Here is a 15106-nt window from a genome sequence, read left to right on the forward strand (position 1 = left end):
ACAACGAATGCAGGCTTGGCAAGCATTCGAGCGTGGATGTCTGTCATGGATTTAGAAATTTGGTATAATTCCTTGATCACTGCCGTAAATCCTGACCACATATCGACGCTCACTTCTTTCACCTTCTCCCGAACTGCGTCTGGCTGTGCTTTTAAGGCTTCCATTAATTCTTCTTGCTTATGTCCTTTAATCACATCTAGTAAAATTTTCTTGTTCAGATCTACGACCGTTGTTATGAAATCTTTATGTCCTTTTAAGTTACTAAATTCATCCAAGCTTATTCGTTCTGGTGCTTCCCACTCTTCCTTTTCTAGTTCTTTAGCACAGTGATTAAATATTAACTCAACTTCTTCCCATCCTCACCCTTCTTCTCGACTTATTTCTTCGATGCTACAATTTTTTACTCTCTCATAAATCATCGATTCATAGCGAATTGTCTGAGGCTGTCTTAATCTGATAAAACTCAGTCTTTCGCTGATATACTTTTGGCACTTTTGACAATGAAACTGGCGGCGTGGTACCTCTAAATATACCGGATTGCCTAATCTTGACAAATCTCTGACTAGATTATACTCTGTCTGATTGATTCTGTCCAAGGTTTGATGGCAATTCGGACATTCAATTGTTTCATTTAAAAGAGCGAGCTTTAGGAAAATTGTCTGAGCAATTTTTTGATAATTGACCACTGTTACATTTGGTAAATCGAGGAGTTGCTCAAAATTTATCCACATAACCCACCTCCTGTTCTGTGTTACTATTATACCATGCTCACACAGAACCTAGAAGAGCCCATTCTGGATAGCTGCCGTAAATTTATCGGAACTGAATATGTAGTTTAAATACTGAAATGAGAGTCCAAACTGATTGGGATGTACTATCCCACTCATTTTGGGAAATCTCAAAAATTCAGATGGATCGCCATTTCTAAAACAAGATATTATCTCATTACAATAATTTCTCCATGCTTCAGATATTTTTGAATTACTAAGAGTGAAGTTAATTTCTTCGATCAAATTATCAACAAAATCAAGTTTTGGAGATTCATAATTATTGATCGACTTTGAAATTAGTCTTCTTTTAAGAGAATTTAGCTTTCTTGTGATTAAATTCATGATCTTTTTCTCTAAAGGCAGATATACAACATTAAGTTAACTGCTTGTCAACAACATCTTGATAACTGCCAGATTTAACCATGCGCCCCTTTTCCATCAAATAAATGCGATCGCAGTGTTCCACTGTTGACAGGCGGTGAGCGATGATAATCAAAGTCCTCGTCCCGGCGAGTGACTGAATGGACTCATTGACCAGCCGCTCCGTTTCATTATCCAATGCTGCTGTCGCTTCGTCAAGTACCAAAATTTCCCGCTGGTGGTATAGCGCACGAGCAATTCCTACCCGTTGGCGCTGTCCCCCCGACAGGCGCACCCCCCTTTCCCCCACTTCAGTCTTGATACCATGAGGAAGTTGCTCCACTAACTCTGTCAATTGAGCCGAAGCGATCGCCTGTTGCAGTCTCTCTCTATCAATCAGTGAATCAGGAACGCCAAAGGCAATATTTCTCTCAATTGTATCGTCAGTCAGAAAAATTGACTGCGGGATGTAGCCAATTAAATTCTGCCAGGAACGAATATTATCATAGATAGATACCCCGTCAACCTGGATGTCGCCGCTTTCAGGAATGAGTAGTCCGAGAATCACATCCACTAAAGTTGTCTTACCTGCTCCCGATTTGCCGATAAGTGCAATCGATTCACCTTTTTTAAGGCTCAATGATATATTTTCAATAGCTAACTTGGATGTGTTAGGATAGCGATAAGTTAGATGCTTCAGATCGACTAGATTATTAAAGGACATAGTGGAGGTTCTACTGGATTTTGAACCAACGAAGTTATCGAATGAAAGCAGAGGCTGAGTTGTTACCTCTTTGTCTGCTTCCTTCAAATCTGAGTAGAGTACTTCAACCGCATGAGTTCCAGTTTGCAATTGTCCAATTGCTGCTATAAGCTGGCTTGCTGCGGGAATTAAACGAATTGAAGCGATTGCAAATACTGCCAGTGTTGACGTAATTTCTTGGAAATTTTGCTTCAGGAAGAGTTGAGAAATAGAAATAAAAAACATGACTACCAAAACCAAAAGAGTTTCAGTTAGGATGCGCGGCAGCATTTGAGCAGTATGTGATAAAGTATCTACCCTGGCATATTTCTGAGCCTGTACCTTCATCTGCGCCAGAAAGTAAGATTCACAGCCAATGATACGAGTTTCTTTGATACTCCCTAAACCGTGGTTTAGCAAGCGGATCATTTCCTGATTAGCTTCACTCGATTTTTGACCCCATTGCTTAAATTTATGCCTGAATTGATAAAACAGTAGGGATATGGGTAGGATTATCCCTAAAAGCATAATCAGTAGTAATATATTGGTTTGAGCCAGTAACCAAATGAGAACTGTTAAGACAATTAGATTAGATATACTGCTCAGTAATGGCAGCAGGCAATTGTGTAAAAAATGATGGGTCTCAAGAACAATATTCTTAATAAAGCTTGAAGTGTTTCTCTGCAAGTGAAAAGTATATCTAACTGTCAAATAAGCTTTCAGCAATCTTGTAAATAATTGTCCTCTTTGAATGTTACAAAAATCTCGGATATAGAACTGAGATAAAAAGTAAAGTAGCGATCTGAAACAGTATATTATAGCAATAACTAAACCGAGCAAGGCGACAAACTGCCCTGGAGATTGAAAGCCAAATTTAATATAACTCCAATCCAATACAGGTATTTTTTGAATGTAGCTCGGATTAGAAGCCAAGTTTAAAAAGGGAGCGATCAAGCTAATTCCTAAAACTTCTAAAATAGAGGAAAATATAAAGGTTATAATTAACCAAGGAAGTTGCTTTCTAACGCCTTTTAAAAGATACCAAACTTTTGATAAATAGGAGATCATTACTTGCTTCCTAAATTTAATTTGCTTAAGTTGCTACAGTTTATTTATTGATTTAGAGTAAACAATGCCTGTAACTATCTTTGGATAATAATTTTAGCCTTTTGGTGGGCAATGCCATCCTACCTTTAATTTTGTCAAGGTACTTATAAATTGGTTCTTCGGTTCGTGTTATGCACTGGACGGGGTTATAAGGGGTGAAACCCTTATAGAGAAAGACATTGATGCGATTTTTGCCAATTGTTTTAGCTCTAGAACGAACTAATCAATTAAGTCTCTTGCCAGATAAGGATTTAGTCGATTTATGCCCCCCGATCGAACCATACCAAGTAACGAAGAACCCAAAAATTATTCATTCGGCCTCCACGTCAATTCCCATTGCCTTCAGCTGTGCCGCCATGCGCTCTACCCTCCGTTTGGCTTGTTCGGCTCTTTCACGCTCCTGTTCGGCTCTTTCACGCTCCTGTTCGGCTCTTTCACTCCCCCACAATAGTAAATTTCCTGATTGATCCCACCAGCGCAACCAATGAGCCGTTACTGCTGCTTTTTTCCCCTGCCATACTCCTAGAAATAAACCGATTTCTGCCAGCCAGTAACGATAATTTTCATCAGCTTTCTGTAACTCATACTTGCCTGCTACTAAGCGATAAACTTCTAATTCCCCGATTGGCGGTTGAAAAATAATATAGACAGGTACTTGTAAGATTCGCTCATAGAAATACCACTTGCCATAGGGATAGTGGGGGTTGAGAGAATACTCCCCTCCCTCCGTTTCTGAGATGAATTCCATGACAATTGCTGGCACTTCCCCTTCTGCACGGGGCGTGTAGCTGCGGCGAATTTCTCCTTCTCGGATAGGTGCTACTGCGGGTACATAAACCCAATCGGGAGCTTTTACTACTGTCTTACCGCCAACGGTGGCGCAAATGCCAAAATTAGCAGCAATAAGACTCGCTTCCACAATTAAACCCGCTAATTCCAAAGATTCTCGCAAAGCCGCCGCGAGGAGGGGTTGTCGGGTGCTTTCCACTGGTTCATCAGGGAGGACAAAATCCGCTGGCAATTTCTCCCAGGTAATGGGGGGTAAAGTATCAGAGGTGCGAGGTGCTAATGGGATTGTCATTTAGGCTCTCGTGTGATGCTGGTTATGGCGGTTTAGCTTCTCCTGATAGCAGCTAAGGATTGCTATTGGCAAGATAGCACATATTTTATTAATCTTAGGGACTTGCTTTAAATTTTCGATGCGATTGCGGGATCATTTCAATATTTTATACCATTTTTCTTTATTCGCGTCACAACGAATGCAGGCTTGGCAAGCATTTGAGCGTGGATGTCTGTCATGGATTTAGAAATTTGGTATTAGAGACGGGTTAGCCTTATTTTGGTGAGAGCAAACCCCGACGCACAAGGATTAGAAGAAGAATTACTGGCGCTTAATCTCCTGGTTTAATTTGCCGAATCAAATAGCGAACTTCTGACAGCAAAACCTCAAAACGCTTGTCTGACTCTTCCTGTCTTTGCCTGATTTCGGCAATTTCTGCTTGCCGAGCTTCATTTTCTCGCTGTTGTTGAGCGGCTATTTGTAACAGTAGACCTCCTGCAAAAGTCTTATTCAGCTACTTGATTATAGCCTAAAGCAAGTTCGTAGTTGTAAATGCCAGCGATTAAATTAAATCTCAGACCAAAACGTCGTCTCCGATTCCTGTATCTTGATGATAAAATTCTAAATCTCTTCAGACTTCTGTGAATAGGTTCGATAACAATTCTTTCTCTTGATAACTAGCAATTAAATTCTTTTTCTTCTAAACTTAATTCTTGATTTTTCTTTTTTTTGTTAGGGATTCTACTATTTTTGTGCAGCTTTTGAATTCCTTGATCGCCCTTATCTGCTAAACATTCAATATTTTTATCGATCCCAATTTGACTATTTTTCCAAAGATTAAAGTCATGTATTCTTCCCTTTCCATGAGCGGTACAGACTATCATTCCTGTTTTTTGAGCCGCAAGAACTTGCGATTTTATTGTATGATAGCCTTGGTTCCCGCTATAGTAATCTTTCTGCTTTTTTGAGGTCTTTCTATCTCAGGCTCTGCTACATCTACTACCACTAGCTCTCGGTCACTATTCGCCTGGTGAACTGTCTTTTTCCCCGGCAGATTAAACAATCCAGATTTGCTCAGAATATTTTCTACCTTTCTAGTGATTCCTAGGGCTGTTGTCTCATTAATCTCCCAATTAATTGCGAGATGGAAATAAGTACTATATTCCCGTAAATACTCTAAGGTCATCAAGATTTGGTCTTCTAGACTTAATTTACTTGGTCTTCCCGATTTTTTTTGCAGAACTTTTTCGGCAGCCAAAACCTTCACCATATCCTTAAATGTTTCAGGATATACTCCACAAAAGCGTTTAAACTCTTCTGGATTCAAATTTTTTACTTTTTCGTAAGTCATGGTTTTTCTGAGTGTTTTACTTTATTGTACATAATCAGTTCCTATTTTTGCAGGAGGTCTAGTACCCTGCAACCCCTCCTAGCGGAGGCTCTGCGAGAATCGTTAGAATTAGCGACGGAAGGGGAGACAAGACAGTAGTGAGATCTGGAGTGACATCCAGCGGCGATCGCCTCTATAATTATCTATAATTTAAGCAGCTATTGAAACTGAGAAGAGAGAAAAACAAGCCATGACAAGAAGGGATGGGGAACGGACGAGATGGACAGATGAAATGCTAGATGAATTAGCAGACTCAGTTTCGGAAGTCAAAGACTCGGTTTCGAAATTGAGAGAATCAGTTTCAGAATTGCGGGAATCAGTTTCAGAAGTTAGAGATTCAGTGGAGGGGGTAAGATTAACGGCACAAGCTCTGCTACAAATCGCAGCACAGCAACAGCGTAATATGGATGAAATGAGACAAAGACAGGAAGAGTCAGACAAGCGTTTTGAGGTTTTGCTGTCAGAAGTCCGCTATCTCATTCAGCAAATTAAGCCAGAAAATCAATCGTAAGCTTGAGGAAACTGGCGGTGATCGCGTGTACAATTAAAGTCGCAATCTAAAATAAAACTATCTCAAGTCAATGACTAGAAAGATCAAAGTAGGATTTTACTGCCAGAATGATGGTTATGCCAATGTCGATTGCCGGTTTCCAGAAAAAGGCAACCCTGGCATTGGCGGAACTCAGTTTACTGAAATTGCTACAGTATATTACTTGAATAAATTTTATCCAGAACAGCTTGAAGTTTTGCTGTTGGCAAATCTAACAGAATTATTGCCACCTTCTTTAGAAGTCTCTCAAGTAGTAGACGTGGTAGATGCAGCATTGAAAAGTGAAAAAACTGGATGTGATATATTGGTTTTTAGAACTAGCTTTTTAACCAATGAGTTTATTCAGAAAATAGACAAACTCAAAGTAAAAATTATCGCTAGATCTAATAACTATCCAACTATTTTTGAATTAAATCAAATAGCAAATTGTCCAAAGATAGAGTGCCATGTCTGTGTTGGACAAGAACAATTAGATCTTTTGCGAGATCATAGAATTCTTGAAAAATCAACCAGAATTTTTGATTTGTTTAATTCTGAAAATTTTATTCCTAAAGATAAACCTGTAAAACAAGGAAACACAGTTGTATATATCGGAAGCCTCATTCCAGCTAAAGGATTCCACTTGCTTGCCAGAGTCTGGCCTAGCATTATTAAAAAGAGACCCGATGCAAAACTAATTGTAATTGGCAGTGGGAAAGTCTATAATCGGAATCAGCAATTAGGAAAATGGGGAGTAGCAGAAGAAGAATATGAAGCGAGTTTCATACGCCCATTTCTATCTGATAAAAATGGTGATATAATCAAGTCTGTTCATTTTGCTGGACTTCTAGGCGAGGAAAAGATTCAAATTTTGCAAGATGCTGATGTGGGAGTTGTCAATCCTACAGGTGGTACAGAAGTCTGTCCAGGAAGTGCATTGGAAATTCAAGCTTGCGGTACACCTGTCGTTTCCGCCGCTAAATGGGGATTGCTCGATACCGTAGTTCATGGTAAAACAGGATTATTGGGAAAGAGTGATAGAGACTTAATCAGAAATATTATTTATTTATTGGATAATCCTGACATAGCTAGACAATTTGGTCAAAATGGGATTGACTTTGTCAGGGAGAAATTTGACTACCGATTAATTATTAAAGAATGGCTAGAATTATTTATTGATGTCTATAATAATAGACCAGCCAAGCCACAGCCGATGAAACCTAATTATTTATATCAGGCTAAGTTTCTGAGAGAAGGTATGCGAATTATTAAAAAGAACATTCCCTTATTGCGTGGCGTTCCTTCTTTAGTTGAGATTAAATCTCAGGTGAAAGCATTTATTGGTAATCTATAAATACAAATTAATTTGGAGTAATTTAATGAGTAATTTTAATTTACAAACCTTAAGTATTGCGCCCAATCGCCAATCATCAAAAGTAACTAAAATAATTATAAGCGCAGTTTTTTATATCTGTCTCTCTTTAATTTTAATCTGGGGTTTCTCGATTGATGAAACTTCAGCCAAAGCTGCGAATATAACTATTATTCCTGGAATGTCAATAGCCCCTCTTATCCTTGCTGCTGCTACGACATTATATTTCGACAAAGAGTCACGCAAGTTGCTACTTAGTAAAACTGTTCTTTTATATACTTTTTTCATTGTTGTTTATACTGTAATTGGCTGGAGAATCTTTGGCAATAATTTAGAGGCAATTATTGCTGATTTATCGGTCTTTCGGGGGTTTTATTTGGGTTTATTTATGTTTCGCTTGATAGTTAAATCTTATAATCCAAAATTACAACTTCTCGCCTATCTAGTCCTTACAACTTTACTGATTGTCTTCGCTCACATACAAGCTATTAATAATTCAGGAATATCAATTAATGAAAGTATATATGGACAAAGAATAAATACTGGCGTGGAAACTGTTTATTTGATTTTTCTTCAAATACCATTTGCGATTGCCATAGGTATAATAGGTAGGCAGAAATTGCCTTGGGCAATTCTACTCTGGATAATAATTGGAATAAATTTCCTTTTTGTGGGATTGATTGCTGCCAAGAGATTTGTCATCGTATCTACAAGTATTTTATTGTTATCTTCAATCATTCCATTACTTTTTAAATTATCTAATGGAATTATAAGCAAATCATCATCTATTTTAAGTGTTAAGAAACTAAAGAAAATACTGTTTTGGACTTTTTTATCCCTGGCAATTGTGTTGACAATTGAATTCAGTTTTGATGTTAGTTCAGCATTTTTGAATCTATCAGTGTTTAAGAGATTTGAAGAAATTTCACAAGTAGATCGCTCCTCCGAATTACGAGTTGAAGAAGCTATTGGAGCAATTCAAGGTCTGCAAGATTTCGAGTTAATAGTAGGTAGAGGAATGGGTTCAGTTACTTTTGCGCCTAATAGAAATAATGAAGATACTATCTGGTGTCATATTGGAATATTCACGTTTTTACTCAAGGGTGGCTTAGTCTTATTTTCTTTTTTTGCTTATATTTTTTATGTTAAATTCCCTTGGCTGTATGTAAAAGCTTTGCTAAAGCCTAGCACTTTAGCTCCCAAAAAACGGACTGCTTTGCTAACTGTCTTGCCTGGAGTTTTTGCATGGTCAATATCCATATTAATGGAAGGAAGAACTACTCCAATTTTTACCATTGCATTAGGATTTGGTCTTGCTGCTTACTATCATTTTAAGAAGTATGGTCTCCGCCTTTAATCCTCTTGTAGCTTAGTGGTGCAGAAAAGTCAGTTGAGCCTCAACCCGAGAAAACTGTAACCCGAGAAAACTCAATTTGACAAGCTGGCGTTGCTGATTTGAGATATGAATCTTCTTGTGTGGGATTTTTAAAACCTAGACCCAAACTAACTTTTGGATGGGTGCAAGGTTGTCATTCATACCTTGATTCAGCAACGCCAAAATTAAAAATTAAAGATGCTGCCTGCAAAAAAAGTCGGTTCTTCGGTTTGTCTTATGCAACAGACAGGGTTACAAGAAATGAAACTCTTATAGAGAAAGACATTTGGCGATTTTTGTCAATTGTTTTCGATCTAGAGCGAACTAATCAATTAAATCCCTTGCCAGATAAAGATTTAGTCGATTTATGCCACCCTATCGAACCATACCAAGTAACGAAGAACCGAAAAGTCATGACACAAGAAGATATTAAGGTGATTATCCACCAACGAAATGCCCGAAATTCTGCAAGATAGGGAAATGCGGGACGATTACGACAGTAGTGTTGGTGCTTTGGGAGCGATATGGGAACCGCACTCGGAGTAATCTTTCCGCGATGCTCTGAAAGCAATTTTAGAAGAGTCTTTCGGAGTGCAGGTGATTAATGTTACTGAATAGGATGACGAAGGCAAAGTCTTTGGCAGGCCAGACCAGATAGAATTGGATTTGTTAATCAAAAATGGACTGTTGATAATTGGCGAAATCCAATCCTCCATGAGTAAAAGTACAATTTTATCAGCAGCGACACCAACAAGAATCCAACTGCAAGATAGTTATTTCACTGATGCTAGATTTCAAGGCGCAGCAAGTAGCTAAAAATTTAGGAATAGAAGTTTATAGTTCTGTAAGAGATGGAGAAGTCAGTTAATAACAGGAAGGTTAAGGAAGATAAATAGTACAAAGAAATTATCAAGTGATCGCTACTTGACAAAACGGACAAGATTTGTTAATATCAATCTGATTCAATTTATATCATTAATAAAACGGCGAGAAATGTCCAATATTTTATATGATTCTGATTTTGACTTGTGGATTGAGCAGACAATCCAACAATTAAAAGATCGTCAATTTGAACGACTAGACGTTGAACACTTAATTGAGGAATTACAAGACTTGGGCAAGTCAGAAAAAAGCACCTTAGAAAGTAACTTAATGGTTTTGTTGGCTCATTTACTCAAGCTCAAGATACAAGGCGATGCGCCTGATACGATGACAGGCAGTTGGTATGATTCAATCAACGAACACCGGCAGCGAGTTCAAAAAAGCTTACGAGATACTCCATCTCTCAATCCCTATCTGTCAACAGCAGTTTCCTCAGTCTATCCACACGCTCGCCAGCTGGCAATTAGAGATGGAAAAAAAGCTAAATTTGGCGTTCGCATACCATTAGAAAATGAGTATCCAATCACCTGTCCTTTTTCAATTGAGCAGCTCTTGGATGATGATTTCTACTTAAATGCGTCTTAGCCTAGAATTGTGATATAACATATAGTAATCCCCTAAACCCTTGAGAACAAGCAGCTGAACAGGGGGCTTAAGCCCCCTGCCCGTTCACGACTCATTGAGAATTGCTATAGCCAGTCAATTAAAGTAAGATTTGTCTGAAAGAGGGCAAAAAATCTAGGAAATCTAAATAACTAACCCCCAAAATATAGGAGAGAAATATGGAAACTCTAACTATTAGTCAACCAATGCAGTTAACTGCATTACCCACGCAAGATGAACTTCCCTGCGATGATGGAGTACCGATGGAAACTCAAAGGCATAAATGGCAGATGGATCTGTTAATAGACACTATATCCCCTTGGCTAGACCGACGAGAAGATGGTTATGCCAGTGGCAATATGTTCGTCTATTTCAGTACAGCACAACTTAAAAATCAAGACTTCAAAGGACCTGATTTTTTTGCCGTCTTAGGCGTACCAAAAGGGGAGCGAAAAAGTTGGGTTACTTGGGAAGAGGGAAAAGCCCCCGATGTAGTGATTGAACTACTCTCAGAAAGTACCACCCAAATAGACAAAACCGAGAAAAAAAAGATTTATCAAGATAAGTTACGAGTGCCTGAATATTTCTGGTACGATCCTTTTAACCCTGAAGATTTTGCCGAATTTATCTTGGTTGATGGCCTATATGAACCACGGCAACCCAACGAGAAAGGATGGCTAATCAGTGGTCGTTTGGGATTAGCTTTAGTTCGTTGGCAGGGAGAATATAGAGGGGTAACAACCGTCTGGATTCGCTGGGCAACTTTAGATGGAATATTGTTACCAACCGAGCGAGAGTCGGCTGAGGAAGCACAACAGAAAGCTGAGGAAGCACAACAAAAAGCTGAGGAAGCACAACAGAAAGCTGAGGAAGCACAACAGAAAGCTGAGGAAGCACAACAGAAAGCTGAGGAAGCACAACAGAAAGCTGAGGAAGCCGAAGAAAAAGCCGAACGATTGGCGGCTAAACTTAGGGAATTGGGGATTAATCCCGAAAGTCTCTAACTTCCTCTGGGCGGATTTTGGCAAGACTCCCCCGGTGGGGTACTTCATTTTTGCATCGGCATTTTCACCAATGGAAAACGAGGAATTGACGACCGTTCCGATTTATTTAATTTTGGGGGATTTCAGGAACTAAAAAATCAGAACTACTTATACTAGGTTAAGGTTCTACACGGGGCGATTACTTGTCCTCACGAACAGGATATTTGTCCTGATAAGCTTTATTTGGATTCAATCAAAGAAGGAGATACCTAATAGTTTAGGCTAATTCTCGCCTTGCTCAACCGTCGCCGGGGAAAGACTCGAGGATTTGTGCCGCTTTGGGTTGACAATTTGGCGGGGATAGTTCAAGATAACAGAAGTTGACAGTAAATTCGTCTATGACTGACTTCCCACTGACCACTCCTGTCGCCTTGCTAATTTTTAATCGACCAGACACGACGGCGAGGGTGTTTGAAGCCATCCGTCAGGCTAAACCACCTAAGTTATTAGTGGTTGCCGATGGTCCGCGTCCAGATAGAGCCGATGATATTGAGAAGTGTAAAGCGGCTCGTGCTGTTATCGAGGGTGTGGATTGGGATTGTGAGGTGTTGACGAATTATTCTGATTTAAATTTAGGTTGTAAGAAGCGGGTATCAAGTGGTTTAGATTGGGTTTTTGAGATAGTTGAAGAGGCGATTATTCTTGAAGATGATTGCTTACCACATCCTAGTTTTTTTCGATTTTGTCAGGGATTGCTTGATTATTATCGAAATGATAAAAGAATCATGGCTATTTCAGGGGATAATTTTCAGCTTGGTAGAAAGCGCACGGAGTACAGTTACTATTTTTCTCGCTATAACCACATTTGGGGTTGGGCAACTTGGAGGAGAGCGTGGCAATATTATGATGTTAAAATGAAGCTATGGCAAGAAGTTCGTGATGGTAACTGGCTTGAGTCTATTTTGGGAGAAACTCAGGCTATGAAATACTGGAGGAAGATTTTTCAAACTGCCTATGATAATAAAGTTGATACTTGGGATTATCCCTGGACTTTTGCCTGTTGGATTCAAAATGGTCTAACCATCTTGCCGAATCAGAACTTAGTTAGTAATATTGGGTTTGGCGAGGGTGCTACTCATACTGTTAATAGTGTACATCTTTTGGCTAATATACCTGTAAAAGCCATGATTTTTCCCTTAAAACATCCCCCCTTTATAATGAGAGATACGATTTTTGATAGTTTTTCACAAAAAAACATCTTTCAAAGAAATAGAATCGTTACCGTTAGAGAAAAGTTACGAAATAAGTTACAATCATGGAATTAAATTATAAATTGTTGTCTCTTTTCAAAAAAGTTACTAACCGATTAGGTATCAATATTACAAGGTACTATCCTGATGAAGTCAGGAGATGGTCACGAATCCAAGCATTCTTGAAAAGAACCGCCTCATGAGTTCAAACCAATTGGTTTCAAGGGATGGTTGAGCATCCCGTAAGGGGAGACGATTCAGCCATCGATAATGATAAGCTGTTCGTAATTTAAATTGGGCGTTGCTGAATCAAGATATGAATGCCAACTGTGCAGGTTCCCGTGCAAAAGTTAGTTTGGCTCTAGGTTTTAAAAATACCAAAAAAGAAGATTCATATCTCAAATCAGCAACGCCTTTCCGACTAATCTCTAGAACCTATTCTCCCGATACTTTCTTCCTAATCGCTGAAATGCTTGTCAATTCTTAAATTTAGAATTGCTGGTTCCACTAGCCTAGAGTTGACAATTTGGTCAGGGTGGCTTAGAATACCACGAGTTGACAGTAAATTCGTCTATGACTGACTTCCCACTGACCACTCCTGTCGCCTTGCTAATTTTTAATCGACCAGACACGACGGCGAGGGTGTTTGAAGCCATCCGTCAGGCTAAACCACCTAAGTTATTAGTAGTTGCCGATGGTCCGCGTCCAGATAGAGCCGATGATATTGAGAAGTGTAAAGCGGCTCGTGCTGTTATCGAGGGTGTGGATTGGGATTGTGAGGTGTTGACGAATTATTCTGATATTAACCTGGGATGCAAGAATCGAGTATCCAGTGGATTAAATTGGGTTTTTGACACGGTAGAAGAAGCGATTATACTTGAGGATGATTGTGTATCCGCCCCGACCTTTTTTCGATTTTGCGAGGAACTGTTAGAATACTATAGACATGACCAGCGAATCGCGGTGATATCGGGAAATAATTTTCAGTTTGGCAAAAAACGCACAGACTACAGCTATTACTTTTCCCGTTATAATCATTGCTGGGGTTGGGCGACTTGGCGACGAGCATGGCAGTATTATGATGGTGAAATGAAACATTGGCCACAAGTGAGAGATGGTGATTGGTTGACCGCCATTTTAGAAGAAACTCAGGCTGTCAAATACTGGACTAAGATTTTTCAAGCTACTTATGATAATAAAAATGATAGCTGGGCTTATCGATGGACATTTTCCTGTTGGATTCAAAATGGTCTAACCATCTTGCCGAATCACAACTTAGTTAGTAATATTGGGTTTGGCGAGGGTGCTACTCATACAGCAACGAAAAATAGTCGATTGGCTAATATTTCTAGACAAGAGATGATTTTTCCCCTAAAACATCCCCCCTTTATCCTCCGTGACGTATCCTTAGATAAATTTACTCATAATAGTGTTTTTAAAGCTAAATCATTTAGCTTACAGCAGTTATCTTATAGAGTGAGGTGGGAAGTCTCTGGTTTTAGGGAACAGGGAACGAGGAACAGGGAACAGTAGCTGGTCGTCCAGAGATGATGCCAAATCCTGTCATACTTCATCTTTATGAGAAAAGCCGTATTCAGAAAGGTAATCTCAAAAGCTTCAAAGCAACTTTCATAAAGTAGCTTTAAGATTCGATTCTAAATTGACAACTGTTAATCGTCATAAGATTAGTAAAATTGTATTTATTATGTCAGATTCTAGCCATAAACAGCCGATATGTTGTCCGATAAGTGGAAGCTCAGATATTGTTGCAGTTGAAAAAATATCTGTCAAGAATTTATCCCAGCTTTATCAAAAAATACTTAACGGCAATGATATAATTTCCGAGTTTACTGGTAGCGAAGAAATAGACTTATATCACTGTCCTGAATCCGATCTTTATTTCTTTTATCCAATGATAACGGGAACGGAAAAATTTTACGAAAAGCTACAGAAGTTTGACTGGTATTACCTAGAGGAAAAAAATGAATATGATTACGCCAGTAAGTTGATTAAACCTTCCGATTGTGTCTTAGAGATAGGCTGTGGAAAAGGAGCTTTTGCTCAAAAGATAGATAGCCAAAACTATACAGGTCTTGAATTCAGTCAGAAAGCAAAAGACCTAGCTAAGGGTGGTGTTAACATAATCAATGAATCAATTCAAGATCACGCTGTTTACTCACCCAAAAAATATGATGTAGTTTGTGCTTTTCAAGTGCTAGAACACATAGGAGATGTTCACTCTTTTATAGAATCTAGCATTGCCTGCCTGAAACCAGGGGGAATTTTGATATTTTCAGTTCCCAGTTATGATTCATTTAGCAAATATGTATCCAACTTTTTTCTTGATATGCCACCTCATCATGTTACGCGGTGGACTGATACAAGCTTAAAAAATCTAACGAAATACTTTCCCATTGAAAATCTAGAAATTTCGCATGAACCATTACAAGAAGTTCACAAATCATTTTATGCGACAACTATTGTCAAATTGGCATTGTTTAAGTTTCTTGGAAAAGATATAAGGAACATCGATTTTGGCATTACCTATAAAATCCTAGATATAGTTAGTAGAATGATAGGAAAGATTTTTGCTAAAGGTTTGATTTCTTCCGAATTATTTCCTCGAGGAATATCTGTGGTGAGTGTTTATCGTAAAATTTAGATAGATAACGTATAATTTTTG

General features: G+C 38.7%; 12 protein-coding genes and 3 pseudogenes. 11 read left to right on the forward strand and 4 right to left on the reverse strand.

Annotated features, from left to right (window positions below; all coding sequences use genetic code 11):
* Positions 1-38: 38 nt before the first annotated feature.
* Together GQR42_RS12050 and GQR42_RS12055 are read right to left on the reverse strand one after the other, a co-directional pair.
* Positions 39-731, reverse strand: a pseudogene (locus GQR42_RS12050) (transposase); the annotation flags it as partial.
* Positions 732-1143: 412 nt separating this feature from the next.
* Entirely contained in the window at positions 1144-2940 is a 1797-nt protein-coding gene (locus GQR42_RS12055) for an ABC transporter ATP-binding protein (protein ID WP_158200161.1), read from the reverse strand.
* Between the two features lie 145 nt (positions 2941-3085).
* Here GQR42_RS12055 and GQR42_RS29970 point away from each other — a divergent pair.
* Positions 3086-3281, forward strand: a pseudogene (locus GQR42_RS29970) (hypothetical protein); the annotation flags it as partial.
* 8 nt (positions 3282-3289) lie between these two features.
* Here the strand turns inward: GQR42_RS29970 and GQR42_RS12060 are convergent.
* Positions 3290-4060 carry a Uma2 family endonuclease gene (locus tag GQR42_RS12060; RefSeq protein ID WP_158200162.1) on the reverse strand — a complete coding sequence of 257 codons (771 nt, stop codon included), beginning with the start codon at positions 4058-4060 and terminating at the stop codon, positions 3290-3292.
* Between the two features lie 485 nt (positions 4061-4545).
* Positions 4546-5390: pseudogene (locus GQR42_RS12070) on the reverse strand (IS5 family transposase).
* A 229-nt stretch (positions 5391-5619) separates the two neighbouring features.
* Here GQR42_RS12070 and GQR42_RS12075 point away from each other — a divergent pair.
* From GQR42_RS12075 to GQR42_RS12120, 10 genes are all read left to right on the forward strand, one after another.
* Positions 5620-5940 carry a hypothetical protein gene (locus GQR42_RS12075; RefSeq protein ID WP_158200163.1) on the forward strand — a complete coding sequence of 107 codons (321 nt, stop codon included), beginning with the start codon at positions 5620-5622 and terminating at the stop codon, positions 5938-5940.
* 70 nt (positions 5941-6010) lie between these two features.
* Positions 6011-7312, forward strand: a complete 1302-nt coding sequence (locus GQR42_RS12080; protein WP_158200164.1) for a glycosyltransferase family 4 protein — start codon at positions 6011-6013, stop codon at positions 7310-7312.
* 25 nt (positions 7313-7337) lie between these two features.
* The gene (locus tag GQR42_RS12085) at positions 7338-8687 is read left to right on the forward strand and encodes a hypothetical protein (protein WP_158200165.1); all 1350 of its coding nucleotides are present in this window, start codon (positions 7338-7340) and stop codon (positions 8685-8687) included.
* Positions 8688-8806: 119 nt separating this feature from the next.
* A complete protein-coding gene (locus tag GQR42_RS12090; protein WP_233271366.1) occupies positions 8807-9181 on the forward strand; it encodes a hypothetical protein in 375 nt (124 codons plus the stop codon).
* A 211-nt stretch (positions 9182-9392) separates the two neighbouring features.
* Positions 9393-9521: a hypothetical protein gene (locus GQR42_RS28700; RefSeq protein ID WP_233271407.1), complete on the forward strand. Its 129-nt coding sequence runs from the start codon at positions 9393-9395 to the stop codon at positions 9519-9521.
* 177 nt (positions 9522-9698) lie between these two features.
* The gene (locus GQR42_RS12100) at positions 9699-10172 is read left to right on the forward strand and encodes a DUF29 domain-containing protein (protein WP_199273312.1); all 474 of its coding nucleotides are present in this window, start codon (positions 9699-9701) and stop codon (positions 10170-10172) included.
* A 197-nt stretch (positions 10173-10369) separates the two neighbouring features.
* A complete protein-coding gene (locus GQR42_RS12105; RefSeq protein ID WP_158200166.1) occupies positions 10370-11194 on the forward strand; it encodes a Uma2 family endonuclease in 825 nt (274 codons plus the stop codon).
* A gap of 377 nt (positions 11195-11571) precedes the next feature.
* The gene (locus GQR42_RS12110; RefSeq protein ID WP_158202459.1) at positions 11572-12498 is read left to right on the forward strand and encodes a glycosyltransferase family 2 protein; all 927 of its coding nucleotides are present in this window, start codon (positions 11572-11574) and stop codon (positions 12496-12498) included.
* A 498-nt stretch (positions 12499-12996) separates the two neighbouring features.
* Positions 12997-13956, forward strand: a complete 960-nt coding sequence (locus GQR42_RS12115; RefSeq protein ID WP_158200167.1) for a glycosyltransferase family 2 protein — start codon at positions 12997-12999, stop codon at positions 13954-13956.
* Positions 13957-14128: 172 nt separating this feature from the next.
* Complete coding sequence (locus tag GQR42_RS12120; RefSeq protein ID WP_158200168.1) at positions 14129-15085, forward strand: class I SAM-dependent methyltransferase; 957 nt, start codon at positions 14129-14131, stop codon at positions 15083-15085.
* The last annotated feature ends 21 nt before the right edge of the window (positions 15086-15106 follow it).

This window comes from Microcystis aeruginosa FD4, from assembly GCF_009792235.1.
GTDB classification, from domain to species: Bacteria; Cyanobacteriota; Cyanobacteriia; order Cyanobacteriales; family Microcystaceae; genus Microcystis; species Microcystis viridis.